General features: G+C 55.2%; 19 protein-coding genes and 5 pseudogenes. 9 read left to right on the plus strand and 15 right to left on the minus strand.

The window, feature by feature from the left end; genetic code table 11:
• Positions 1-76: 76 nt before the first annotated feature.
• A pseudogene (locus ACS5Q1_RS21060) lies at positions 77-662 on the plus strand (ISNCY family transposase); the annotation flags it as partial.
• A 130-nt stretch (positions 663-792) separates the two neighbouring features.
• Positions 793-1622 (plus strand): annotated as a pseudogene (locus ACS5Q1_RS21065) (IS5 family transposase).
• Positions 1623-1830: 208 nt separating this feature from the next.
• Here ACS5Q1_RS21065 and ACS5Q1_RS21070 read toward each other — a convergent pair.
• The 5 genes from ACS5Q1_RS21070 to ACS5Q1_RS21090 all read right to left on the minus strand — a co-directional run bounded on the left by ACS5Q1_RS21070 (position 1831) and on the right by ACS5Q1_RS21090 (position 5940).
• Complete coding sequence (locus tag ACS5Q1_RS21070) at positions 1831-2157, minus strand: hypothetical protein (protein ID WP_473100011.1); 327 nt, start codon at positions 2155-2157, stop codon at positions 1831-1833.
• A gap of 78 nt (positions 2158-2235) precedes the next feature.
• Positions 2236-2790, minus strand: a complete 555-nt coding sequence (locus ACS5Q1_RS21075; RefSeq protein WP_473100012.1) for a hypothetical protein — start codon at positions 2788-2790, stop codon at positions 2236-2238.
• Positions 2791-2853: 63 nt separating this feature from the next.
• The gene (locus ACS5Q1_RS21080) at positions 2854-3273 is read right to left on the minus strand and encodes a hypothetical protein (RefSeq protein ID WP_473100013.1); all 420 of its coding nucleotides are present in this window, start codon (positions 3271-3273) and stop codon (positions 2854-2856) included.
• A 142-nt stretch (positions 3274-3415) separates the two neighbouring features.
• On the minus strand, positions 3416-4870 hold the full coding sequence (locus tag ACS5Q1_RS21085) for a hypothetical protein (protein WP_473100014.1): 1455 nt from the start codon (positions 4868-4870) through the stop codon (positions 3416-3418).
• 86 nt (positions 4871-4956) lie between these two features.
• Positions 4957-5940, minus strand: a complete 984-nt coding sequence (locus ACS5Q1_RS21090; protein WP_473100015.1) for an IS481 family transposase — start codon at positions 5938-5940, stop codon at positions 4957-4959.
• A 174-nt stretch (positions 5941-6114) separates the two neighbouring features.
• On the opposite strand from ACS5Q1_RS21090, the gene ACS5Q1_RS21095 reads away from it, so the two are divergent.
• From ACS5Q1_RS21095 to ACS5Q1_RS21110, 4 genes and pseudogenes are all read left to right on the plus strand, one after another.
• A complete protein-coding gene (locus ACS5Q1_RS21095) occupies positions 6115-7389 on the plus strand; it encodes an IS701 family transposase (RefSeq protein ID WP_473100016.1) in 1275 nt (424 codons plus the stop codon).
• Positions 7390-8226: 837 nt separating this feature from the next.
• A pseudogene (locus ACS5Q1_RS21100) lies at positions 8227-8538 on the plus strand (transposase); the annotation flags it as partial.
• 300 nt (positions 8539-8838) lie between these two features.
• Positions 8839-9090 (plus strand): annotated as a pseudogene (locus ACS5Q1_RS21105) (transposase); the annotation flags it as partial.
• A 32-nt stretch (positions 9091-9122) separates the two neighbouring features.
• Positions 9123-9290, plus strand: a complete 168-nt coding sequence (locus ACS5Q1_RS21110; RefSeq protein ID WP_473100017.1) for a hypothetical protein — start codon at positions 9123-9125, stop codon at positions 9288-9290.
• A gap of 306 nt (positions 9291-9596) precedes the next feature.
• On the opposite strand, the gene ACS5Q1_RS21115 is transcribed toward ACS5Q1_RS21110, so the two are convergent.
• The 10 genes and pseudogenes from ACS5Q1_RS21115 to ACS5Q1_RS21160 all read right to left on the minus strand — a co-directional run bounded on the left by ACS5Q1_RS21115 (position 9597) and on the right by ACS5Q1_RS21160 (position 18522).
• Positions 9597-10277: an HAD family hydrolase gene (locus tag ACS5Q1_RS21115; protein ID WP_473100018.1), complete on the minus strand. Its 681-nt coding sequence runs from the start codon at positions 10275-10277 to the stop codon at positions 9597-9599.
• Positions 10278-10292: 15 nt separating this feature from the next.
• On the minus strand, positions 10293-11018 hold the full coding sequence (locus ACS5Q1_RS21120; RefSeq protein WP_473100019.1) for a 3,4-dihydroxy-2-butanone-4-phosphate synthase: 726 nt from the start codon (positions 11016-11018) through the stop codon (positions 10293-10295).
• Positions 11015-12358 (minus strand): cysteine desulfurase-like protein, encoded by a 1344-nt coding sequence (locus ACS5Q1_RS21125; RefSeq protein ID WP_473100020.1) that lies wholly within the window; start codon positions 12356-12358, stop codon positions 11015-11017. The genes ACS5Q1_RS21120 and ACS5Q1_RS21125 overlap by 4 nt, the downstream gene beginning before the upstream one ends.
• Entirely contained in the window at positions 12358-13014 is a 657-nt protein-coding gene (locus ACS5Q1_RS21130) for a hypothetical protein (RefSeq protein WP_473100021.1), read from the minus strand. Before ACS5Q1_RS21130 ends, ACS5Q1_RS21125 begins: the two co-directional genes overlap by 1 nt.
• A 16-nt stretch (positions 13015-13030) precedes the next feature.
• Positions 13031-13672: a nucleoside/nucleotide kinase family protein gene (locus ACS5Q1_RS21135; protein WP_473100022.1), complete on the minus strand. Its 642-nt coding sequence runs from the start codon at positions 13670-13672 to the stop codon at positions 13031-13033.
• A gap of 398 nt (positions 13673-14070) precedes the next feature.
• Positions 14071-14365 (minus strand): annotated as a pseudogene (locus ACS5Q1_RS21140) (transposase domain-containing protein); the annotation flags it as partial.
• Complete coding sequence (locus tag ACS5Q1_RS21145) at positions 14346-14540, minus strand: hypothetical protein (RefSeq protein ID WP_473100073.1); 195 nt, start codon at positions 14538-14540, stop codon at positions 14346-14348. The gene ACS5Q1_RS21145 and the pseudogene ACS5Q1_RS21140, both read right to left, overlap by 20 nt.
• Positions 14541-14669: 129 nt before the next feature.
• The gene (locus ACS5Q1_RS21150) at positions 14670-15701 is read right to left on the minus strand and encodes a putative FMN-dependent luciferase-like monooxygenase (protein WP_473100023.1); all 1032 of its coding nucleotides are present in this window, start codon (positions 15699-15701) and stop codon (positions 14670-14672) included.
• Positions 15702-15856: 155 nt separating this feature from the next.
• Positions 15857-17203, minus strand: coding sequence for a condensation domain-containing protein (locus tag ACS5Q1_RS21155; protein WP_473100024.1), 1347 nt, complete (start codon positions 17201-17203; stop codon positions 15857-15859).
• The gene (locus tag ACS5Q1_RS21160; RefSeq protein WP_473100025.1) at positions 17200-18522 is read right to left on the minus strand and encodes an MATE family efflux transporter; all 1323 of its coding nucleotides are present in this window, start codon (positions 18520-18522) and stop codon (positions 17200-17202) included. Before ACS5Q1_RS21160 ends, ACS5Q1_RS21155 begins: the two co-directional genes overlap by 4 nt.
• A gap of 333 nt (positions 18523-18855) precedes the next feature.
• Between ACS5Q1_RS21160 and ACS5Q1_RS21165 the strand changes: the two genes are divergently transcribed.
• The 3 genes from ACS5Q1_RS21165 (at position 18856) to ACS5Q1_RS21175 (ending at position 22922) form a co-directional block, all read left to right on the plus strand.
• A complete protein-coding gene (locus tag ACS5Q1_RS21165) occupies positions 18856-20175 on the plus strand; it encodes a DegT/DnrJ/EryC1/StrS family aminotransferase (protein WP_473100026.1) in 1320 nt (439 codons plus the stop codon).
• Between the two features lie 248 nt (positions 20176-20423).
• The gene (locus tag ACS5Q1_RS21170; protein WP_473100071.1) at positions 20424-21503 is read left to right on the plus strand and encodes a nucleotidyltransferase family protein; all 1080 of its coding nucleotides are present in this window, start codon (positions 20424-20426) and stop codon (positions 21501-21503) included.
• A gap of 231 nt (positions 21504-21734) precedes the next feature.
• On the plus strand, positions 21735-22922 hold the full coding sequence (locus ACS5Q1_RS21175; protein ID WP_473100027.1) for an acyl-CoA dehydrogenase family protein: 1188 nt from the start codon (positions 21735-21737) through the stop codon (positions 22920-22922).
• Positions 22923-22933 lie beyond the last annotated feature (11 nt).

The following is a 22933-nucleotide window of genomic DNA, read 5'->3' on the forward strand; positions in this document are numbered from 1 at the left end:
CCAAAAGGGCAACAGCCTCTCGCTTGAACTCCGGGGTGAAGTCTCGCCTCGTCTTCGTCATCGAACACCCTCCCGCTCCCTCAGGAGCTTAGCAAAGGTGTCCACCAATGCGAGGGAGGATCACCCATTCATGCCGCCAACAGCTACGCCGCATCAGCGTCTGGTTGCCGACGCTCGCACCTCAGATGCAGTCCGTTCCCGTCTGCAGGAAATCTACGCCGGGCTCGATCCTGTCCTGCTATTGCGCGATATCCGCGCCGTGCAGGAGCGGCTCGCTGCGCTAGCCGATACTCCGCCGGCCATCCCGCCCTGACGGGACAGCTCAGCCAATGGACCTTTTCCTGGCGAGTTTGCGGACTGCTTGGAAGGACGGAGCTATCCGGCCGACGGATCGCCCGATTGTGAAAGCCAAAAGGGGGCGGCGGCGTCCTGACCCTCTCGTCAAGGCGACTGCTGACTTGCGAAATTGGTTCGAACCATGGCGAACCGGCAGCGAACTTCTGTCACGACTGCAGGCCGAGTATCCCGGCGATTACCCGGACAAACTGCTTCGAACACTTCAGCGTCGGCTGAAAGTCTGGCGCAGCGAACAGGCGGACGAGTTGCTGTTTGGCCCCCTAAACAACTGGCCGCCGATCCCGGAGATCGCAAGGCCACACTGAGGCTTCCTGGCGCTCGCCAAGGAGGCTGGTGAGCAATTTTATTGCTCGGGGCAAGTCGTTGATTCAGAATAGATTTCGTGCTGGGCCGCTGAGGCGGATGCGGGCTGTTTGACGATCCAGGAGCCCTGCCATGAATGCCTGTCTCTACGCCAGCGATCTCAATGATGCCGAACGGGCGCTGCTCGAGCCTCTGGTCCCGCGCAGCCATCCGGCCGGGCGGCGGCAGACCTATGCGTTACGGCGCATCGTCGATGCGATCTTCTATCTGCTACGCACCGGCGCTCAATGGCGGCTGCTACCGCACGAGTATCCACCGCGCTGCGCCGTCTTCTACCACTATGCGCAATGGCGTGAGGATGGCACATGGGAGCACGTGACCCAAGCTCTGCGCGAGAGCTATCGCCGCACGATCGGCCGGGCGCCGCAGTCCACGGCGCGATCATCGACAGCCAATCGGTCAAAACCACTGAGATGGGCGGACCGCGTGGCTATGATGGTGGCAAAAAGATCAAGGGCCGCAAGCGCCATCTGCTCGTTGATACGCAAGGCACGCTGCTGAAGAACAAGGTGCACCCGGCTGACATCCATGATCGCGCAGGGGCCGAACTCCTGTTGGAGGGTTTGCAGCATCTCTTTCCGGCCATCGAGCAGATGTGGGCCGACACGGCCTATCGCGGATTGAAGGATTGGCTGCGCAGAGCGCTGGGCTGGAGGCTGTCGATCCCGCAACACTGGTGGAGCGGAGGCGTCTGGATGCGGGTTGGCGCGGAGCCGCTAACGCGCCCGAGTGGCTTTCAGGTGCTCGCGCGAAGGTGGGTGATCGAGCGGACGATCGCCTGGTTGACCACCAACCGGCGGCTGGCCAAGGACTACGAACGCCTGATCGAGATCGGCGAGATGCTGCTTTATCTTGCCATGAGCCGCATCCTGCTGCGTCGCCTCACGCGAAAGGAAAGATAATTGCTCACCAGCCTCTTACGCCTGCGAAGGCCTTGCGGGTTCCCACTGTGCGCCTGCTGATGACGTTGAGGGCGTAGGTGAAAGCCATCTGCATCTTCCTTTCGGGGATTTCTCAAATCATTGGATCGCAATCTTGGCTGGATCAAAAGCGATGGGGTTTGGCAGCGGCAACAATAAAAAAGGAGGCCCGGAGGCCTCCTTGTGCCGCCTAGTGGGCGGTACGGGTCGCAAGCAGGTGGAAGGCGGCCGTTTCCCGGATCGCCTGGTCAACGGCGGTCGCTCCGTCCGTTGGCGCCAGATCCATGAGCTCGGTCTGGCGGGTGTCGGGAACGAAGATTTCCGGATTGATGAAATCCTCGTCGGCTGGGCGGCCGAGAAGCGAAGCAGCAGTGGCACGGATCGCTTGTCGTATCGCATTCGCTGGGAAGGATGCTGACAGGCCGATCAGATCGCTGCGGCGGTCAGCCGGCAGGAACTGCTGCGGGTCGAGGGAACTGGCAAGGCCTTGGATGGTCGAATGGCCATTCTGGTTCATGTCTTTTCCTTCCGGGGATTTCAGATCAAACTTGATCGTATCCTTCGCATCTAATCGAAGTCGAGTTGACCCCTTGACCTAGGTTCCCGCCGAAGGATTCTGAGCATCGGTATTACCTTTTTGTCCGACGTTCGTGCACTCTGATGGTGCCTGGCTGGTTTGCTTGCCGAATGATGTCAGGAGCTCAACCGTGGAGACGACGGCTCGGCCGCAGGCAATGATAAAGACACCGGCAGCCAACATAGTTAGGAGGGGCGCATTCAAGCCGTTCAGAATGGTCTCAAGCTTTAGTGCTTCGCTACTGCCGGATTGTGTCTTGAAGGTAGCTGCTGCAGCGAATATGGTGGCGACACCCAATCCGCTCCATACGTTCCAAAGCAGATCAAGCAGAGCCTTCATGGGCTTCAAGACGGTTTTGACGCGGGCAAGCACTAGCGAGACGGATAGCATGGCGGCGAGCGCTAACGCGATATTTGGCGCCCAATGGGGTACGAGTTGATCAAGCTGAATAGCAAAGAACAACACGACCATCAGGATAGGCGGGACAATGGTGATTAGCACCGTCCACAAAGGAAGCGGCTTACTGTTGTCATCACGGTAGAGATGTACTGACATGTTAAAAGGGTTCTTCATTTTTAACATCTGTGTAAGTTAAGGGAACGTCAGGGCACTACGTCATCCAAGAGTGGATATCGGTCAATCGCTCTGGCTGATTATCTCCACATAGGTCTGCGTGACCCCGTGCTCATGTGGATCGCCTAGCCCAGCGGCTGTCACCCGATGGCCTGCGTATGTGCCGCCGTATTGATACCGACTTGTCGCGTAAACTTCATGACGGCGACCGGCGATGTTGCCTCTTTCGTCATGATAGTTGTGCTCATTGTCCGCTCGGATGGTCACTCCGCCATAGGGATCGAAGTTGGAGATCAGGGTTCCGTTGTCCGAGAATGTGTTGATGTAGTGTGACGGCAGGACGAACTTGACCCGACATCCGGGTGTGAACGGCTTGCCGTTGCAGTCCACAATCGGAGCATTCCCCGGATTGAACGGCGTTCGGACCTGGAGGCTGTTGATCTCGTCGCTGGGATCATCCTGACGCGGTGTCTGATCGCCCATCGTCCTCATCTCCTGGGGTTTGCAGTAGGTGTGACCTACTCAGGGCTTGAACAGCTTCAGGAGAGGGGCATGGGCCCGAGCTCCGTCTCGCTTGATGAGTTCGACGGTGTCAGGTGCACAGGTTGCGAAGGGGCTCCATCCGTCAAAGCCCTCGGCACGCTGGTAAAGGATGCAATAATCGGCATCGACACCGAGCTGCCGGCAGTGTCGCCACACCGTCGTGTCGGTGAGCGGCCGGAACTCGACATCCGTCTCGGGGCCGTTTAGCACCGTTCCAGTCACGCCTTTCATAGGCGAGGCGAGCCTGCACGATCGGATGCACAGGATCGGTGACATCCCACCCGCCGATATATTGAAGGAGCCTGAGCAGAGGAGCAGCCAGCGGGTTTTCGGGCCGTGGCGCCTTACTGGCGAGAACGAGAACGAGCGGTTCGCCTTTATCGAGGCACTCGGCGATTTCGCGAGCCTCAGTCTCCGTGAGGCGAAGTTCGCCATTCGCTCCGGCGACGGTGGCCCCACCCTCAGAATCGCGGCGGTCTACGTACCAGTATCCACCTCGCTCTGAATAAAGAGCGACGTGGCGGACTTCATCATCGGTCTCCTCTTCCTCAACCTCTTTGGCATAGGCCTGGAAGTATTTGTTCTTGGCGAGGTCCCATGCCCTGTTCCACAGAGCGAAGTCGGCATCATGTTCCGCTTCAGAGCAGCGGCCTTCCTCCCAGTCAGAGGGCATCCAGGTCTTGCGGCCAAGAACCTCCTCAAAGGCCGAGGCCATGACCATGTTCGCATCGCAGAAATCATGACTGCTGCAAACGAGGTCACTCTGGGTCTCACTGTTGCGGCGAACCACATCCGGCATGTTGACCCGGATATCCTGGGCGAGGTGGAAGGTGAAGACGGCCGCCAGCCGATGGTCCAGACCTAAGGCGTCATTATCCTTGCGGATTGCAAGGGCAGGCTTGCTCCACCTGTTACCAGGGTTTGCCCGGTCGGCAGGGTCCGCTCCGGGATCATCCTCGATCCTGTCCCAGTCCGGGCCGTAGAACTGAACGCAATCGCCCCAGTGGGCAAGGTTACCCTCTTTCAGGAGAGCCTTGTCTTCTGGAATCAGGCGAATATCCAGAGCCGGGCTATCCTGGGCTTCGAGACAGTTGCTGACGACCACAAAGCGGGCTCCTGCCTCAATGAAGTAGGTCGGGTAAGAGTCCAAGGTCCGGGTGCCGATAACGACATCTCCGACTTCCAGATCCCGGGCCGCGGTCAGGTAGGCCATCGCTTCGCCGGCCACAGAGACCGATTGATTAGCTGGGCCTGACTCTCGGAACTGATCCTCAAGTTTAAGCCAGTCCCGAAGTTGGGCTTCGCGTTCAGCAACAGAGATGAGGGGCCACGCGTCTTCCCAATCGAGCAGATCGCCGAGCTCGGGCTGCGCTGGGTCGGTGCTTTTGCCGCTGAAGTGGATTCCGGCAATCCCGCCATCCGTGATGCCAACCGCGTTCTGAAGCAGAGCGCAAGACGCATTAAGGTCGCTGAGGCTGGCGGCTTGGCGAATGAGGTCATCACCTGCTTGGGCGGCGTAGGAGTTTGCAACGGTCATGGGAGATCCAATTGGGAGGAGAGCGGAGCGCAAACGTAAAAGCCCGCCTATGAGGGCGGGCTGGATCGGCTCTGTTTATACGGGGACTAGCTGTCTGGATGCGAGACCTCCTTGGCATGAGCAACGACCCGGAGGGCTTGCGGCAACGCGTGTGAATCAGGCGGCTTGAAGCGCCGGTTGGCCAGCTTCGGCTCGGCGGCCAAGCGGCTCCGCACAACCTCGTCTGGTGATCGGCCCTTCAATACGCGCTGACGTCTCCGGTTATAGGCCTGATTGAAGCCCTTGAGCAGCGTCTCGAGATCCCGGTGGCTGTAGATCGTGATCCCCAGCACCTCACGCTGCACCCGGCCATTGAAGCGCTCCACGAGACCGTTCGTCTGCGGCGTATAGGGCTTGGTCTTTCGATGCTGCACCTTCAGCCTGCGGCAGGCCTCCTCGAAGCCATCAGCCGTGAAGCAGGATCCTCTGTCCGTCAGCACGTGCGTGACCTTGAAGGGGAACGCGCGAACCGCCTCTTTCAGGAAGGCGACCGCACTTGTGGTCAGCTCGTCGTCCTTGACCGCCAGGTGCACCCAGCGCGAGCAGCGGTCGATGGCCACATACAGATAGCGCTTGCGGCTCTCCCCATTGGCGGTTCTCAGCTTGGGCAGGTGCTTGATGTCGATATGGACGAAGCCGAGGTCATACTCCTTGAACGTGCCGCTCTCGCGCTTGGGCCGGTGAGCCGGCAGCCGCCCCAGCCCTTCAGCCTTGAGGATGCGGTAGACCGCATCGCGGTTGAGATGCGGCAGGAAGTGCGTGACCACGAAGGTCAGATCATCGAGCGGGAAGCCGGTCGAGCGGCGTAGGGCGCAGACGATCGCCCGCTCCTCGTCCGTGGCTTTCCAAGGCAGCTTGTGCGGCCGGCTGCTATGATCCTGACAGTCCTTGGCTCCGCGCTTGCGCCATTTGCGGATGGTCTCGGTGCTGACCCCGAAGCGTTTGGCCAGCACGCCGGTGGGCTCAGATGAGCGGGCGATCTCTTGGCGGACAGCCGGGGTGGTGCGGGCTTGCGGGTGGATGGACAGCATCAGGTCCTCCTGCGGTGAGGAGCTCGGCGTCGCAGACCGTCAAAGCGCCAAGCATACTCCTCAATCGCGCAACGCACCTGATCCCAACAACGTTCCGCTACCAAACAACTAGCACTACAGTTGCACCCTGCACTGGCGCTCTAATTACCTCCTGATCTGACCCAGGAGGCTGCCATGACTGGTGTGGCCGTCGAGCAGATGCTCGAACTCTGGTGTGTGGAGTTGCGTCAGGTTAAAGCTCACCTCAAGTCTCTGTTTGCTCATCCCAACATCGCCACCTCGGCGGCTGCCTTTCTCGATGGTCTGCTCGGGCCTGAGCGGCGCAAGACCGGCTGGATGCGGGCCGAAGCCGCGGGCGATCCAGGCCCCTGGCGCCAGCAGGCGGTGCTCGGCCGCAGTCACTGGGATGCGGAGGTGCTGCGGGACATGGTGCGCGAGTATGCGCTGGAGACGCTCGCCTCACCCGGTGCGGTGCTGGTGATCGACGAGACCGGCTTTCTCAAGCAAGGCGTGCATTCGTGCGGAGTGGGCCGCCAGTACACCGGGTCGGCGGGTAAGATTGCCAATTGCCAGATCGGCGTGTTTGCCGCCTATGTCTCGAACAAGGGCTGCGCTTTCATCGATCGTCAGCTGTATCTGCCCAAAGACTGGACCAACACGCCTGAGCGCCGCACCGCCGCTCTGGTGCCCGACAGCATCGGCTTTGTCACCAAGCCGCAGATTGCAACAGCAATGATCGAACGGGCCCTGGCGGCGGGCGTGCCCTTCGACTGGGTGGCCACCGATACGATCTATGGCGTGGGCAAAGTGGAGATGCTGTTGCGCCGGGCCGGCAAGGGCTATGTGCTGGGCGCGCATGCGAGCGATCGGTTCAACTCCTGGGACAAGAGCCCGCCGGTGGCCGGCACGGCCGCGAAGATCGCGAAGACTCTTCCGTCTGAGACCTGGCAGCGCCTGTCGGCCGGCTTCGGCACCAAGGGAGCGCGCCTGTATGACTGGGCCTATCTCGAACTCGCAGATCTTGAGGCAGATGAGTACAACGAGCACCTCACGGGTCTGTGGACGCGCGGCCTGCTGATCCGACGCTGCATCGCTGATGGGGATCTGGCGTTTTTCTCGACCTGGTGCCCGGCCGGCACGTCGATCGAAGAGCTGGCGCGGGTGGAGGGCCAGCGCTGGGCGATCGAGGATGCGTTTGAGACGGCCAAAACGGAACTGGGGCTGACGCACAACGAAACCCGCTCGTGGCATGGCTGGCATCGGCATGTGTCGCTGGTGATGCTGGCCTTTGCCATGATGGCGGTGGTGCGCGAGCGCGCCAACACTCTCACGTCACCCCAAAAAAGAAACGACGAAGCCCGGCTCCAGCGCTGGTACGATGGTCTGTCCAAGAAATCCGCCGCGTGGCCACCCGCCTCCAGCAGCGTCGGATCGAGCCTGCATTCGTGATTGCCTGGTCCGCGTGGCGACGAGCGCATCAGGCGATGGCGCAAGCCTCACAACGCAAACGCAAGGTGCAACTGTAGTGTTAGAACAACACGGTTCTTGTTCGTCACTGGCGACAGAATATGCAGTTCGGCCAGGAGTGTACGAGGCTTGATGAACCTTGGCTCGTCGTTTTCGTCGTCTCCAAGCTCAATTTCGTGACCGTCCTCAGGTATGGAAAGCCATGACATCGCTTGGATCAGAACTATTGATCCGGATTGGGTGATCGTAAACGTCCAAGGGACGATTAGCGAGCTCACGCGGGCGACGGGCCGTGAACCAGGGATCCTCGGTGAGAAGCCTGGGTCGTGGTGCATGACCTGGCATGCCGACGGGGAAACACGGTGCATTTTTGCGTCGCTCATTTACGACCGCATTGAAGGCCGTACAGCATTGGTTCTGACCAAGCCCGAAGGGGAGGGGCCCAAGACCAGTGGGGTCAAGTCTATCGAATGATAGGCTTTTGCGCCTATAACGGCGTCAACTGGGATGTGGAGGAGGCTCTATGAGAGTTCATCAGCTTTACCGTGAGAGTATCACTGCTTTCATCCGCCGAGTGGGCAGAGGAGGGGCGGTTCCAATTGCCGACATCGCGGCTCGATTTGCCTGGAGCGTTCCTGATACCTGCACGCGGCTGCTATTCCTTGAGAGGGCGGGCCTGGTGCGCCGGCTGGGGAAGCACCTTTGGGAAGCCGTTAAGGTCAAGTAAGGTCGCAGCCGCGATCGGGATTTCGCGCCTTCTCATGGTGCATCGGATGGACATCGGTGGCCTGCCTCCACAAAAGTGGTCCTCCCTGATGTATGGCTTTCAAGCCGAATGGAGCGCGAAAGACAACGAGCAAGAAGAGACACACGGTTGAGGAAATCGTCGCCAAACTGCGGCAGGTCGATGTGCTGACTGCGCAGGGCCGTACAGTCGCTGAGGCCATCCGGGATCGGGGTGACAGAGGTCACTTTCTATCGCTGACGCTCCGATTACGGGGGCTCAAGGGGGACTAGGTCAAGCAGCTCAAAGAGCTGGAGGCGGAGAATGCCAGGTTGCGGTGGGCCGTCTCGGATCTCACCCTCGACAAGACGATCCTGAAAGAGGCTGCCAAGGGAAACTTCTTCTCTATTCGGGGCTCATGGATCAACTCCCTGATGCTTTCTTCCTTTGGCTCCGGATGAAAGATCCTGCGGAGCTCTTGCTTCTCTCCGAGGTCGGCCGTCCAGCCGCCTCATGATGGGATCAGAAGGAGTGGGCGGAGCCATCTAAGCCGCGCGATCAGCCGAAGCGATCGCTCCAGTTTCCCCGGCCTCGCCAACTCTGGAGTTGCTTCGGTTTAGATACTGCTGGCGAATGTGCCGGAGCCCTTGAGGCAGGGATTGGCGTTCTGGGTTTGAGGGGGCAGCCCCACTAACCCGGAGGTCCTCATGTCGCTCCGCCCGACCCCGTGGCGTGATGTCCCGGCCGCAATGGCAGTCATCGCGCGTGCCGCGTTCCCGCATGGCAGCCCCTATCTGCGCCTGCGTGACCAACTTGGGACGATCTTTACCAATGCCCAGTTCGCGTCCCTCTTCGCTCCTTGCGGGCAGCCGGCCGAATGCCCGTGGCGACTGGCGCTGGTGAGCTTGCTGCAGTTTGCTGAGAACCTCTCTGATCGGCGAGCGGCTGATGCGGTCCGCAGGCCCTGTCCGATCCCACCCTGATCGAGGAGGTGCAGTTCCTGGAGCACCGGATCCGGTTCGGGCCGACGCAGACCGGCTGGGTGTCCTTCATCGCACGGCAGGGCCAACGGCCGACGATCCTGCTTGCGGGCGATCGCGAAACCCTGATCGCCGAGGCGCACAAGCTGATCAGGCACCGGATTGCCGAGAGGAGGTGAGGGGATGCCGTTGGTTGCCAGAGGTCAGGAGATCATCGTGGATCCTTGGACAGTCTCGGCGTGAGGCGTGGGTTGCCTTTTCTGGCCTGTGCCCAAAACCTACCCTTGCGCCCTCAGCCGGGCGGAGTGCTCCTGATTGAATCAGATCACGAGCCGGAGCGGCAACGGAAAACGCAGGAAATCCGCCGTTGTCGCCCCGCAATCCTACAAAATGGAAGGCGATGATGCGTCAGATGAACCAACCATCTCAACGAGATCGGGGTTCTTCACGGACGACTACGTACGAGAGGCGCCAGGGCCTGTTTATCAATCCAGTTCGCCAAGCACGTCGTGCAATCGATCGTATGATTCAAATACGGCTGTTGCACCTGCTAGCAGCAACCTTTCCCCGAGCTTCTTGTCACCATGTCCACCACCGGTGAAGCCGAGGACTGTCATTCCAGCCGCAACGCCTCCCCTAACCCCGTGTTCAGCATCCTCTATCAGTATGCACCGTTCTGCCGGAACTCCTAAATCTTGGGCAGCAAAAAGGAACAAATCTGGATATGGTTTTCCTCGGGCCACCATTTCAGATGAATAAATATGCCCACCAAAATATTCGAGTAACCCGCACAATGCTAGCTTCTCACTGAGGGCACTGACAGTTGATGAGGAGGCCACTCCAATGGGGCAGCAGAGACCAGATAGTAATGCGTGAACGCCCTCGACTGCCTTGAGCTCCGATCTGAACCTCTCCTGCTTTGCTGAGTAGAGCGACTCGGCAAATCCCTGAGGCAATGATTCGCCTAGAGTTGCAAGTCGCACTTTCTCTACGGACGCCATGAAGTCAACGTCAGACAAGCCGCCGTATCGAATAAGAAATTCGTCGAGACTGTAGGGGAGTCCAATAGCGGAAAGAAACTGTCTCTCCACCACAACTCCGATTTCTTCAGAGTTCACGAGAACTCCATCACAATCGAAGATTATCGCTTCTGACGCGGCAGCCATGCTCCAAGACCTAGCTTATGAGAAGTTTAGAATTTCTTGGCCAGAAAGAAAGCATGCCCCGCGCTGGTGCGCATACTTCCTCGCCCTATCAATCGATAGGGCCTCGCCGGTATAGGCGTCGATAATCTCAGACGCCACCATAATAGGTTGTAGCCCACCAATTTCTGCAATTCTCATAATCAACTCCGTATGGCCACGACGACGGTTCAGTAGACCTTTCGCTGCAGTGATAAGCGGTACGTGTCCTGGTGACCGAAACTTGCTCTCAAAATCAGCGGTCCGGCCGTCCTCTATGATTTTCGCAAGTTCCCTAATGGTGTTAGAAGTCTCGATGTGCGTGCAACCTGTCTTGTTGCCACGGAAATCTAGAGTGATGCAAAAGCGAGGGTCAAATCCGCCTGCCGGTTCTACTAGCCTTTTGAAGCGCTGGTATTGATCGCCGGGCAGGGACAATATGAAGTCCTGAAACGTTTCAAGACCGAGCTTAGTCCCTGAGTCGTGGTCAATATATACCGAGAGTGGTGCTCCAGCACTCAACCGGAGATCGGCCACGGCTTCGGGTGTAATCTCCTTTCCGTAATAGATTAGGTCAGTCTCCTCTTCTCTCCCATCAAAGTCGTAGAGGAAAATGGGCTTACCTGAGAGAAGATCGCCAATTGCACGTTCGATAAGTTTGGAAAGCTGCGATGACACTGCGGTTGTACCTTTGGATGGTTTGCTGGGATGAAATTTAATTGTCACCGGCGAAAGTCCGGCATCACGTCAAGAAGCTCTATCAGTCGGTCGACTTCATCTACTGTATTGTAGTGGCAAAATCCTACTCGGATAAATCCGCCCCGATTATCGGGATCGTCGAGTCCAAGATGTTCCGAAAGTGATATAGAGTAAACGCTCCGACTCCACACGTCGACGTCATTTTGAGAAAGGTATCTAGCAATGTCATTAGGTATGACGCTATCCAGAGAAATCGCTACGGGCGAGAGGCGTTCGGCACGACGATGATATTCATCGATGCCCCAGATCTTGAATTTTTGCTGTTCCTTTATTTTCCCTATGAAGTACCACGTCAGGAACTCCTCATATGCTTCTATCGCCTTAAGACCTGCATGAATCTCCCTAGTCCGAGGACGGGCTGTTGATTTGGCGTCCTGAGCTTCAATGCCGAATTCGCGTCCGAGACCCGCGATGTACTCAATGGCTGCTTTGACACCAGCGGCTAACTCATATGGCTGTGCACCATTGACCCACTTTATCGGAAGAATATTTGGCGCGGGGCGGACTTTGTATGCCTCGACAGACTCTAGGATGTGACGCTTGCCCCACACAAAGCTAAGGTGTGGCCCAAAAAATTTGTATGCTGAGCAGCCGACAAAATCGACGTCCCAGAGCTTTACATCAATCGGAGCGTGGGGAGCATATGCTACCGCGTCCACATATACTAAGGCCTTCCCTTTTGACCGCACTACTTTGGTAAGTTCGGCGACATTGGGTTTTGTCCCGACCGAGCTCGACGCCGCACAAAAGGCTACCAAGCGGGTGCGGTCGCTTAGTACTGTGATGAGTTTGTCAGCTGTCAACTGACAAGATCCAGGTTCAAGTTCTATATACCTTACAACTGCTCCAACATCCTCAGCGGCTCTAACCCAAGGTGAAACATTCGCATCATGGTCCAACCTAGATACGACTATCTCATCTCCTTTTTCCCAGGTGCGGGAGAGTGCACGGCTGATACTGAATGTTAGAGTTGTAAAGTTTGCATCTAAGATGACCTCGTCGCCATCATCCGCGTTGATAAAATCTGCAATGATGCTCCGGGTTTCATTCATCAACTCGTCAGTTTCTCGGCTTCTCCGAAAGATGCCACCTCTGTTGCCATTGCTTTTGGTTAAGTGGTGTGAAATGGCCTCAATGACAGTTTGCGGGACTTGAGTTCCGCCAACACTATCAAAGCAGATCGTTCGATATCCTTGCGAAAAGTACGGGAACTTGGAACGTACCTCAGAGACGTCAAACGTCCCTGGATATACTGCTTGAGTGGAAGCTTCTGCTACCGCTTTCGAAGCAATGTTCATGTTAGTCATTAGATGAGCTCCAACTCATTCAACATCCTGACAGCGTTGTCGTAGGCGACGTCTGTCAAACGCCTGTGCTTTCCCTCACTCTGTCCCGTTGAAGCGCCCCGCTGCCATCGATGCTCGTTTGCCGCCGTGTCGAAGTTTGAGGCTTGGAACTTCAGGGGCTTGCTACGAAGAAAGAGCGTGACTAATGGCCCTTCCGGAACAGCGAGCTTATGAACCATCAGATGTGTCATCGAGTATGTTTCGCCCTTCCGCACTACAAAGTTCGCGCACGGCTTATTGGACGATGAAATGGGATTCTCGCCATAATCGAAATGGTCATAAACGGTTTGGACGACGGTACCATTTAGGACGATACTTCCAAACGAGTAACGATGGCCGTGAGGGTAGTCTGAAATCCCAGTCGGCATGATGTGAAGCCGCAACCGGTACTCTTTGCTGTCTGGATCAACTAGCGCAATTTGAATTTGACCTGTACTGTCGACTTCGCTCATATCGCGGAGTTTCTGATCGCTTCTTGCGATGGAGATTAAATTAGACAGTACGCTTTTCTCTGAAAGCGGCTTTAGGACTTTGCTTGTTGCTTCAAATACAGCGCTTGCATCAGACCAATCAATGTCGTGAAGCACACTCCAAGGATAGCTTTGAGCTGATATCATCCATTCGCTCCGTCGTTTATGAGGCTAATCGGGCAAAGTCTTCTCTCAAGAAAGCGTCAGCAATCTCGTCTATCCTGAAAAGTGAGCTATCAATTGGGCCACTATTGTCGAGGCTGTAGACGTTGCGAGAGTAGGCTGAGCACATCTCAGGATAGAGCGCAGCAGATGCACGCATAAGGTCGACATTCTCGTCCTGCGTCCGACCGCCCCTTCCCGCGTAACGTGCATCGAGAAGTTCCTCCGCAACCGTAACAAATACTGTAAAATCAGCTAACCGAATGTTCGAGAAGAATGTGGCTTGGTCAAAATTCGGAGCAACCACGCGCGCATATGTTGCATAGCACGGAAGATAGCGATCTAGGAAAACTGCTCGGTAGCGCCCACTTTCGAGAACTGGGGTGAGCTCCTGGTCATAGTATTCGATAAAGTCGATTGCTGTTGCAATGCCCAGGGCCTCCGCGAATGCGCCGTTATTGTAGTCGCAGGGTTCTCCGGACGGACGGGGATGATACTTATGTATCAAGTTTTCTGATCTCTTATTAGCTTTCTTGAGGAATTTGATTTCAGCAGACTCCAGTCTGTCGCGAAGGTGCGCGAACAGAGTTGACTTGCCCACGCCGTCAATGCCGCAAATCGCGAATACGCGCGTCTTGCTCATCCTGTCCCCTTCCGATTGCGCGGAGTGTATTCCTTAGCTCAAGCGCGCGCGATAACAGACCAGAATCTTGTCTTTGTCAACGGAGAAAAGTCTTACATATGCTCGTGAAATTCAATGAACTGGACCCAGCACGATAGAGCCGCCGGAGAACGCATCGCGCAGTACTAACTCTCTCATTCATAGGCTCCACCGGCATGTCGTTTCGGACACGCAAACCGAGCCGAACTAGGCGATGATGAGTTCTCTCAGCAGGCTCGGGGCCACACGTTCTTGCAATGAACTTTGTTAGGCCGTGCACACAGGCAAAGACTTTACGCCGATCCCATATGAGCGGCATGTCGTCAGGCCCGTCGTCGAAAGCTCTGACTGTTCAGGGCAGAGCATTGTAAGCGCTGTTCTCAGGTCACAACCTTGAGGTCTGGCGTGGTGGCATAGGCCCACGGCAGCAGATCATCGATGCGTGTGTTGAAATGACCCGTGACGATGCGGCTCAGCACGTCCGCGAGATTGGCCTGGGGATCCACTCCGCACAGTTTGCAGGTCTCGACCAATGAGGCGATGACGCCCATTGCTCGCCGCCGCGATCCGAACCGGCATACTGCGCATTCTTGCCCGTGAATGCCATGGGTCGGATCGCCCGCTCGACCACGTTGGAGTCTATCTCGATCGCCCGTCATCCACGAAGCAGGTCAGCCTCGCCGGTCATCCCATCGAGATCGTCAGCCCAATGGGCTGGTGCATCCTGGTGAGCCGGGAGCGCGCCCGTGCGGATTGTGCGCGTCGCGGAGATCTCCGCCACAGATGTTCCATCCGCGCCCTGCTTGAGGATGAACACCTTCTGGGCGTCTGCGAACCGTGCTGCCTTCATGGATCTTCCGCTCCTCCCCAGCCGGCGGAAATACTGCGGAAACCCTAACCCAAACTGGTTCGGATTTAAGGGATCAGATCATTGTTCGCCAGCTCCACGCTGCCGCCCACGAGCTCCCGCATCCGAGTGTTAAATTCTAGGAGCAACCTCACTTGCTATAAGCTCAATCGAACGCAGAACCGCCGCATGAGGGAGGTCAATCGATGGCACCTGAAAGACCAGGTCAGTGGCACGCGTCAGCGCAGTGTCACGTCGAAGTGAGGCGATAACCTCGTCCGGCGTTCCTATATGGTGATTAAATGCTTTTGCAAGATCTCCAAGACTGTTTCCGGGAACCTTATGGCCAACCGCAACCAGCCGACCGGCAGTGTTGCGCAAGCTGACTTCGGCCTGTCCAAAAGCGTCGGAACACTTGTCCGCCACGAATACGCTGCGCGAGGCAAGGATGCGCGGGGAGCGACCGACTGGAAGGGCTTGAAGATACGCATCAATCATCTCGTCCTGAATTTCGGCAACGCCGGTTTTGGGATTATCAGCCAAACGGGGTTGAAAATATGCTAGCATCAATCCGTCGCCACTCCCACCGGCGAGGCGAGCCCCCTCAATGGAAAGGGTAGCGAGCCAAACTCTGTCAACAAGGTGAGAGGCCCTAGGAAAGAGCCGTTTGCCCCCGCCAAGATCGTGGCCAGCCCACGCCTCGCGCAAGCGCCTGAGACTGGATGCATAAATCTCCTTGCGTTGGTCAGGATCAATACCGAACGCCTCATAGGACTCTGGTGAGTCACCGCTTCCCAAACCAACCTCGAGACGGCCGCCGGAGAGAAGGTCTAGGACAGCGGTGTCCTCCGCCACGCGAATAGTGCTTTCGAGGGGCAGGATAATCACCCCGGTACCAAGACGGATTCTCGAAGTTCGGGCCGCAATATGAGTTAGGAATAAGGCCGGCGCTGGCAAGCCTCCTCCTTTAGAATGGAAATGATGCTGAGCAACCCAGGCGCTGTCGTAACCAAGACGCTCAGCATGAATAATCTGCTCAGCCGCCAATCGGTATCGGTTGGGGGAATCAGCTTCGACCTCGTCTACCAGGTGAGTGAAAAAGCCGAGCCTTTTGGCTTCCAGCTTTCTGGAGAAAGGAGTGTCGGACCTTTGCGCCTCAGTCATTATTCTGTCTCACGAAACCACGGGAACGGTCACAAATCAGCTCTCTACCGAATAATCACCACTTGGATTCCACCATCAAACTAACCGGCCTAGCAGATCGCTACTGCTTCCGTTGAACACCATGCGTTGCTTGTGGAAGTGCGACTTCGCTTTAGTCATGTGGATTGTGTCCGCGATCGACCGATGTAAGTGAGCGCCGTTCCGATTGTTGCTCGCTCTCCAGAGCAAAGAACTTCCAAGCTCGCCTTCACCATTTCCGGTAAATATTTATCATGAAGGTTTCCGGGACTAGACCATTGCTCGACCCTCACTCTCACCATCCCGTCAGCCAAAACCGCCCCCAGCATCACATTAAAAGGTGTGCGTCGATCTTTGCGAGCAACATCCGTCACCGGCATGTACAGTTCTGGAAGTGAGAGGCTTTTATGCTCTCTGGTTAAATCCAAAAAGTTGTACCCGGCTCGCCACGCTCCAGTATGAAAGAGCGCGCGCCCTTTCAGAAGAGAATCCGCAGACAAGTCTAGAACATCTGGCAGTGCGACAGCTCCAAATCTTGCTAACGCAAGACGACGTTCGTTCAACTCAGTCAGAGCGTCCCGTAAGAGACTGTTTGTCCGAAAGACAACTCGTATCGGAACAAGATTCAAATAGAGGCCCGCAGCGTAGCGCGGCACGCGATAACGCGTCGATTGGAATGACAACACCAGTGATTCGTCAGTGCCGTACAAAACGCTCAGGCAAAGTGACCAAGCAAGGAGCAACTGAGTGTTTATGGAGGGCCCACTCTTCGCAAATCTTTCGGTCTCAAAGTCAAAGAATTCAGCTACATATGGGGGCTCCTCACCGCTCGGAATACTGTCACCCTGCGTCTGAGTAATTCCAGAGTAGCGCAATTGCTCGTTGCGCCAGAACTCTTCTGCCAGAGCTTCATCGTAATTTGGAATATGCATATAGTCTTGATGTAAAGGCAACTCCGTCGGCAAAGAGAGCCCAGCATAGATCCTTAATATACACTTTGTGATCAGCGAAGCAGAGTCATTATCGACAATAAGATGATGATAACTCGCAATAAAGAATACACACCCTGAACTGTCGGTTGCCACGTAAAATCGGAACAATGGTCCACTTGATACATCAAACTCCGCGTTCTTTGCCTCTCTATCTGCCTCGAAGAGGCCCCATTCTCGACGCCCGGCGTTTTCTAAATCTACGAGAGGAATGTCACCACTGGGTGCAAGTAATGCCTTCGACGTGATCACACCAGCCTGTATCCCTGTATATACGTAGCGAAGTGCGGGGAAGATTTCTAATATGGCTCTGATGGCTTCGTGAAGCCGAGGCCAATCGATTGGGCCCGGCATCTGGACGCGACGGGTGATGTTCACTACCGGCGAATTGGGGACGCTCATCAGTAAAGCAAAAGTACGCTCCTCCGGGGTTTCCGCAACCTGTTGTCTGATGGCTCCCAAATTGGGCGAGCGCGGTTCATGGCGCAACGTCACGTCCTAATCCCTCCTGCGTTGAGAGTGAGATCAGACAGCCCTTTCCCCCAATAACCGCAGCGAAAATAACTTACTGTCAGGCCGACCAGTGCCAAGGAACTAACAGGGAATGCATACCATGCGGCTTCAACTCCATACCGGTCGTGGAAAATTGCTGCGAAACCGACGCGAGCAACTAACATCGTGATCACCAACAAGAGCAAAGGTGCTGTCGATGAGCCGGCAGCACGCAACAAGCCAAACATCGGTTGGGCAATTGCCCAGCCAATCAACCACAATGACGCTGATTGGTTGATCTGCAGCGCCAGTGGCATGATTTCAGGCGAGCCAAGCTCAAAAATCGTATCTCCAAAAGCAAGTATCATCTCCAGGATAAGTAGAGCCGCCACAGAGAACACTATGGACACCCTAATGCCTTCATTCATTGCCTTGACAGCTCGCGGCCGATTACCAGCCCCAAAGGACTGAGCACAAATCGTAGAGACCGCCATGCCGATGGAGCTCAAGGGAAATTCGATTAGCGTCCAAAGCTGAGACGCGACTGCATAAGCCGCCAGAGTCAACGGACCATGACTGCTGATAGTCTTTGCCATTAGCAGAAGGCTCGCGCCAAGCACGAACCTTGAAAGGCCAATTGGAACACCCATTCTCATTATCTTGAAGATGAGTCCTATCTCGCCCAGGCCTTTGAAAGTAACTGCAAGGCAGGAAGCTCCAAAATGCTCTTTGCGGAATACCCAGATTACGAGATACATCAGCGCCGCGAGATTCGCTGTCAGTACTGCAACAGCGGCGCCGGTGATTCCGAGTGGCGGAAGAAAGCCCGCACCAGAAATCAGAAAAGGAGTAACTATCAAAGTAAAAAGCACGCTTCCTGTACGTGCAACAAATGGGCGGACGGTTTCGCCTGTTGCGCGTAGCAATGCCGCTAGAGCATCGTTCACGAAAAGCGCGGGAAGCGCTAGAAGCAGAATTCTCAGGTAAATCGTTCCGGACACTATAGATTCCGAAGGAGAGTCTACAGACTGAAGAATTTCTCGGGCCATGGCCCAGCCGACAACCGCCAAAAGCAATCCGCTTGTAAATGCTAAAAGGATCCCGGCCTGCCCAATTTTGGTGGCTTGGAGAAGATCCTTCCGTCCCAACGCCTGTCCAGCGAGAATTGCAGTAGCGCCGGCGATGCCAAAACTGGCTCCACCTAAAAGAAAAACAAACGTATTTACAATCGTAGCACCTCCCAGTGCCGCTGGGCCTGCATTTCGACCAATCCAGAAAAGACTTGCGGTCGTTGCCAGCGACCCGAGGATCATCCCACCCATAATCGGCCATGCTATTCGCAGCAATGGAATGAGGATTGGACCTGTCGTGAGGTCCTGGATTCCTCGGCCCGCCCGCGCCGTGTTTGAGACCATCAATCCTACCTTTCAGATCGCTGAGATTTGTCTTATCAGCTTTGTCTCTTAATACGGTAGAGAATCTTTTCCTTTTGTTTCCGGCTGATGAGAAAGGTTTTTCTCTTTATCTTAGAACAAAAGAGGTTTTTTCTCCTTGCTAACCCTAGCCATAATAAGAATCTTTTGCTAGTTACTGCACCCGGCGTCAGATCCGTTCTCACCTATCGTAGAATAGAATTTAAGGTCTAGGAGGCTTGTGTGAACTACAATGCGAGCGGCGTCGAAAGCAGCGAGTTGGCCGTATTCGGCGGGGAACCAGTACGTAAAATTCCGTGGCCGACCTACGAGCGTGGTGATGTATTACTAGACGATGCCGAGATCGATGCCGCGAAACGTGCAGTGGAATCGAAGCGTCTCTTTAGGTATGATGATCGTCCGTTCGCTGAAACGTTCGTTGGCAAGTTCGAGACTCTGCTCGCACAATATTTTGGTGTGAGGCATGCCCTGGCCGTTTCCAGCGGAACGGCGGCGATTACATTATCTCTGATGGCCGCGGGGGTAGGCGCGGGAGATGAGGTCTTGTTGTCCGCCTTCGGATTCCCGGCGTGCGCGAGCGCAATAATCTTAGCAGGTGCGAAGCCGATTGCAGTGGATTGCGATCGCGACCTGCATATGGATCTGGAAAAGCTTAGAGCTAGCATCGGTCCCCGGACTAAAGCAATCCTGATGATACATATGCGAGGGCAAGCAGGAGATGTAAATTCAGTAAGTAAGATCGCTGCCGAGTTTAACATTCCTCTGGTGGAGGACGCTGTCGGCGCCCTTGGTGTCTTCCATGATGGAAAACTTCTTGGCACGCACGGGAAAATAGGTGCGTTCAGTATGCAGTCGGATAAGTCCATTAATACCGGCGAGGGCGGATTTCTCGTTACCAACGATACTGATATCTTCCGCAGAGCCGTCCACCTCTCTGGAGCTTACGAAGGGCGTGCCGCCACGCATCCTGGCATTCCTGGCGACGAGGAATACGAACTGACCCTTCCTTTGTTCAATTTCCGCTTGGACGAGGTGCGTGCTGCAATTGCCATTGAACAACTTAAAAAGCTTTCCGGACGTACCCTGCGCCTTCGGGCGACATATGAAACTATCGCTGCTAGATTATCGCGCCTCAACGGATTAAGGATCCGAACATCCTATGGTGGAAATCAGTCGTTAGGCGATAGTCTGTTGTTTGAAATAGCCGGATTGGAGGGTGCTGGCGTAATCCAGTTTTGCAATGCTCTAAAAGCGGAAGGTTTCAGTGCGCGCACGTTCACGATCCATGGGCCCAGGAACGTCCGGGCATTTTGGAACTGGAAGTTTGCGTTCGATGACCGGGACGTGTCACTCATTCGCAAAGATTTTCCTCAAGTGACCCAGATTCTCGAACGGCTAATCGACATTCCTCTTTCTCCACTGTTGACTGTTGAGGATGCGAACCAACTCGTACAAGCAATCGAGAAGGTCTATTGCGCGCTTCAATGCACAGGTTCGACTGCGCACCCGTTTGCCCGTAGCCATTCTACTCCTGAAGTCTAAACGCATTGATTGCTAAGTCTCTATTGATGCGTTCGACGACGGCTCTTGCAGTGCCATCCCCTTGGGACGGGGGCCGTCTGTCGCTTTTATTTAGCGGTGCTACCCGCGCGGGGCGCTATTCAATGCCTCCGCCATATCTAATCACTCGGGATCGCCGCGGAATCGCTGCTATCCAACCCCTTTGAAACAGGCTCTGAACTGGTGTCAACATGCCGGAACTAGGAAGCGAAGAGATACTGTTGCTGACGGTGGCGAGAGCCATAGTTGCTGGCAACAATCCTCAGCTGCAACGCACCGATTTTGAAGGCGTAGAGTGGGGCCGGGTTCTGCAGCTAGCAACGCGGCACAAGGTTCTAGAATTGGTCTTTCAATATGTTCTCGGTTGTGAAGCTATTCATTACCTTTCGTCTTCTCATCTCAAACAGGCTATTGTCGACCACTTAGAGGCAAGGACTATTAGAGCAGAGATTCAGTATTCAGTTGCTATCGAAATTCAAAAAATCCTAAAGAACGAGCATATCGCCTGCGTTGCGCGCAAAGGTCTCGTGTATGATAGCCTTTTGTATGGCGGTCGAGGTCTTCGCCGGACAAGCGATCTAGACTTTTTTATCTCTGCTGCAGATGCAGGAGCAGCAGAAGTAACTCTCCGAAAATCAGGCTTCGAATTCGGAATAACCGGCTTTACTGCAAACGAGTCCATGCCACTGACCTGTGAGGAGCTAACACTCAGGCGGTTATATCCTGACCATTTGCCACGTATGGTAAGGAACGTTGACAGCCGCTTCGTCCGGTTCATTGAGGTGGATATAGCCTTCGACTTAGCCTGGTTTGGATCAGGGATGGAAGAGCTTTCCGCCAGCCTTCTGCGCGATGCTTTTGCATCGGACGTTCTTATTGACGAACTCTCGACTATGCCAAATTGGATCCACTTTTTAGACTGCGGCTGCCATCTTTTTCGAGAAGCCTATTTTGAACATACAATAGCAGAGTCTGATTGCCTCGGCGTCACCTTACATAAGTTCATAGATTTGGCGCTGTGCTGGAGGTCGTTAACACATAGCGGTCGGCAGAACCTATTGCTTACATTAAAAACGTCACAGTCGCTATCGGATGTAATTCTCTGGTCTGCTTATCATACGGATCTTACACTAGGAACGAGGATTGCTCAAACACTTTTCCCCGGCCTAGATACCCAGCAAAAATCTTATTTTAACAGTTGGAAGAAGCGAAATGGGTCGCTAGGTACTTGGGAGGGCAATATGTTGCAGCGACTTTTCAGAAGCGAAGCCGAGGTCTTCGGTCAGCAAATTATGCACAAACCAAATTAAATAAGGCGTGCGCGTGCACTGCCTCGGAAATCGCTAGGTTCACGCCATTCGAATTGTGTCATCTCTCCAATCAGCCGAGGCTATTGTGACCAAGCTGCGCGAGACGCTCCACGAAAATGGCATGTGCAGGGATCTTCATTAACGAGGGTAAAAACGCACTTTTATCTGATCTAGTGTGGGAGGGCGTATGAGGATTCAGTTGGAGTTCCACTTTGTAAGGGCGGATCTGACTTGAAGAATAGCGATGAAGTACCGCATGAAGGGCTGGCTTTGGCAGCGGGTTTGAGTAGCACGCTGAGCGATCCCATTTTTGCAGCGTCAGTGCGCATGGTCGTGGCCGAAGCATCGCGATCTGCTCGCAGCGTCGACAGAGAGGGTAGGTTTCCGTCAGAGACAATTTACGCACTCAAAGAGCATGGCCTTTTGGGACTTGTCGGCGCCGACCAGGCCACGTTGGAAAAGGTCGTCTATGTCTGTATAGCGCTTGGCCAGGTTTGCGCATCAAGTGCAATGATATTTGCGATGCATCACGTTATGATGGGAACACTTGCGGGTCACTTAGGCTCCTCCGAGTGGCATCATACTTTCTTGGAGCGGGTGATCTCGCAGCAGTTGCTTCTGGCTTCTTCCACCACTGAGAATCATGGAAGTGACTTAAGGAACTCGACATGCGCAGTCGAAGCTTCTCCGGACCACGCAAAGCTCACAAAGAACGCGCCTGTAATCTCTTTTGGAGAACAGGCTGATGCAATATTGGTGACCGCCCGAAGAAGTGAGTCGGCGAAACGGAGCGAGCAGTGTCTGGTTCTTCTGACCAGGGATTGTTACGAGTTGGCAAGGATACGAGCGTGGCAGGCTCTGGGGATGAGGGGAACTTGTTCGCATGGCTTCTTGTTAACTGCCAACTTTAGCCAAAGTCAGATATTCTCGGAGCCGTTTGCAGACATCGCAAAGAAAACAATGATACCACTTTCTCACATATACTGGAGCGCCGTATGGTTGGGGATTGCAAAGGGCGCTATTCATGTTGCACGTGATTATCTCAAGTCTGGCCTGGGCAAGTGGGACTCCGGCGGCCACAGATTACTGAGAGCGACTGAGGATATCGACAGTATCTGGTCGGATATCAAAAGTTCTATTCAGCTATTCCTCGAACGCGAACCTGTTTCCTTCTATGAAGACATGCGGGAATCGCTTCGATTCAATAGCCTAAAAGTCCGATCATCCGATCGCCTGCTTCTGATTATCAATGAATGTATTTTAATCTGTGGCTTGTCGGGGTACTCGACGGAAGGTGACTTCAGCGTCGAACGTTACCTTCGAGATGCTTATTCTGCGCAAATTATGGTCTCGAATGACAAGTTGCGTTCCGATTCCGCAGCAATCCTTAGAGCAATAGATCCCCAGCTGAATTCTTAGGAGGAGCTGCG

The sequence above is a fragment of the Microvirga sp. GN3 genome, assembly GCF_055792825.1.

Bases quoted from the DNA above. Each gene is read 5' to 3' on its own strand.
- ACS5Q1_RS21070 (WP_473100011.1), bottom strand. From the start codon at position 2,157: ATGAACCAGAATGGCCATTCGACCATCCAAGGCCTTGCCAGTTCCCTC.
- ACS5Q1_RS21075 (WP_473100012.1), bottom strand. From the start codon at position 2,790: ATGAAGAACCCTTTTAACATGTCAGTACATCTCTACCGTGATGACAAC.
- ACS5Q1_RS21080 (WP_473100013.1), bottom strand. From the start codon at position 3,273: ATGGGCGATCAGACACCGCGTCAGGATGATCCCAGCGACGAGATCAAC.
- ACS5Q1_RS21085 (WP_473100014.1), bottom strand. From the start codon at position 4,870: ATGACCGTTGCAAACTCCTACGCCGCCCAAGCAGGTGATGACCTCATT.
- ACS5Q1_RS21090 (WP_473100015.1), bottom strand. From the start codon at position 5,940: ATGCTGTCCATCCACCCGCAAGCCCGCACCACCCCGGCTGTCCGCCAA.
- ACS5Q1_RS21095 (WP_473100016.1), top strand. From the start codon at position 6,115: ATGACTGGTGTGGCCGTCGAGCAGATGCTCGAACTCTGGTGTGTGGAG.
- ACS5Q1_RS21115 (WP_473100018.1), bottom strand. From the start codon at position 10,277: ATGGCTGCCGCGTCAGAAGCGATAATCTTCGATTGTGATGGAGTTCTC.
- ACS5Q1_RS21125 (WP_473100020.1), bottom strand. From the start codon at position 12,358: ATGACTAACATGAACATTGCTTCGAAAGCGGTAGCAGAAGCTTCCACT.
- ACS5Q1_RS21130 (WP_473100021.1), bottom strand. From the start codon at position 13,014: ATGATATCAGCTCAAAGCTATCCTTGGAGTGTGCTTCACGACATTGAT.
- ACS5Q1_RS21135 (WP_473100022.1), bottom strand. From the start codon at position 13,672: ATGAGCAAGACGCGCGTATTCGCGATTTGCGGCATTGACGGCGTGGGC.
- ACS5Q1_RS21145 (WP_473100073.1), bottom strand. From the start codon at position 14,540: ATGAAGGCAGCACGGTTCGCAGACGCCCAGAAGGTGTTCATCCTCAAG.
- ACS5Q1_RS21150 (WP_473100023.1), bottom strand. From the start codon at position 15,701: ATGACTGAGGCGCAAAGGTCCGACACTCCTTTCTCCAGAAAGCTGGAA.
- ACS5Q1_RS21160 (WP_473100025.1), bottom strand. From the start codon at position 18,522: ATGGGTGGGATGATCCTCGGGTCGCTGGCAACGACCGCAAGTCTTTTC.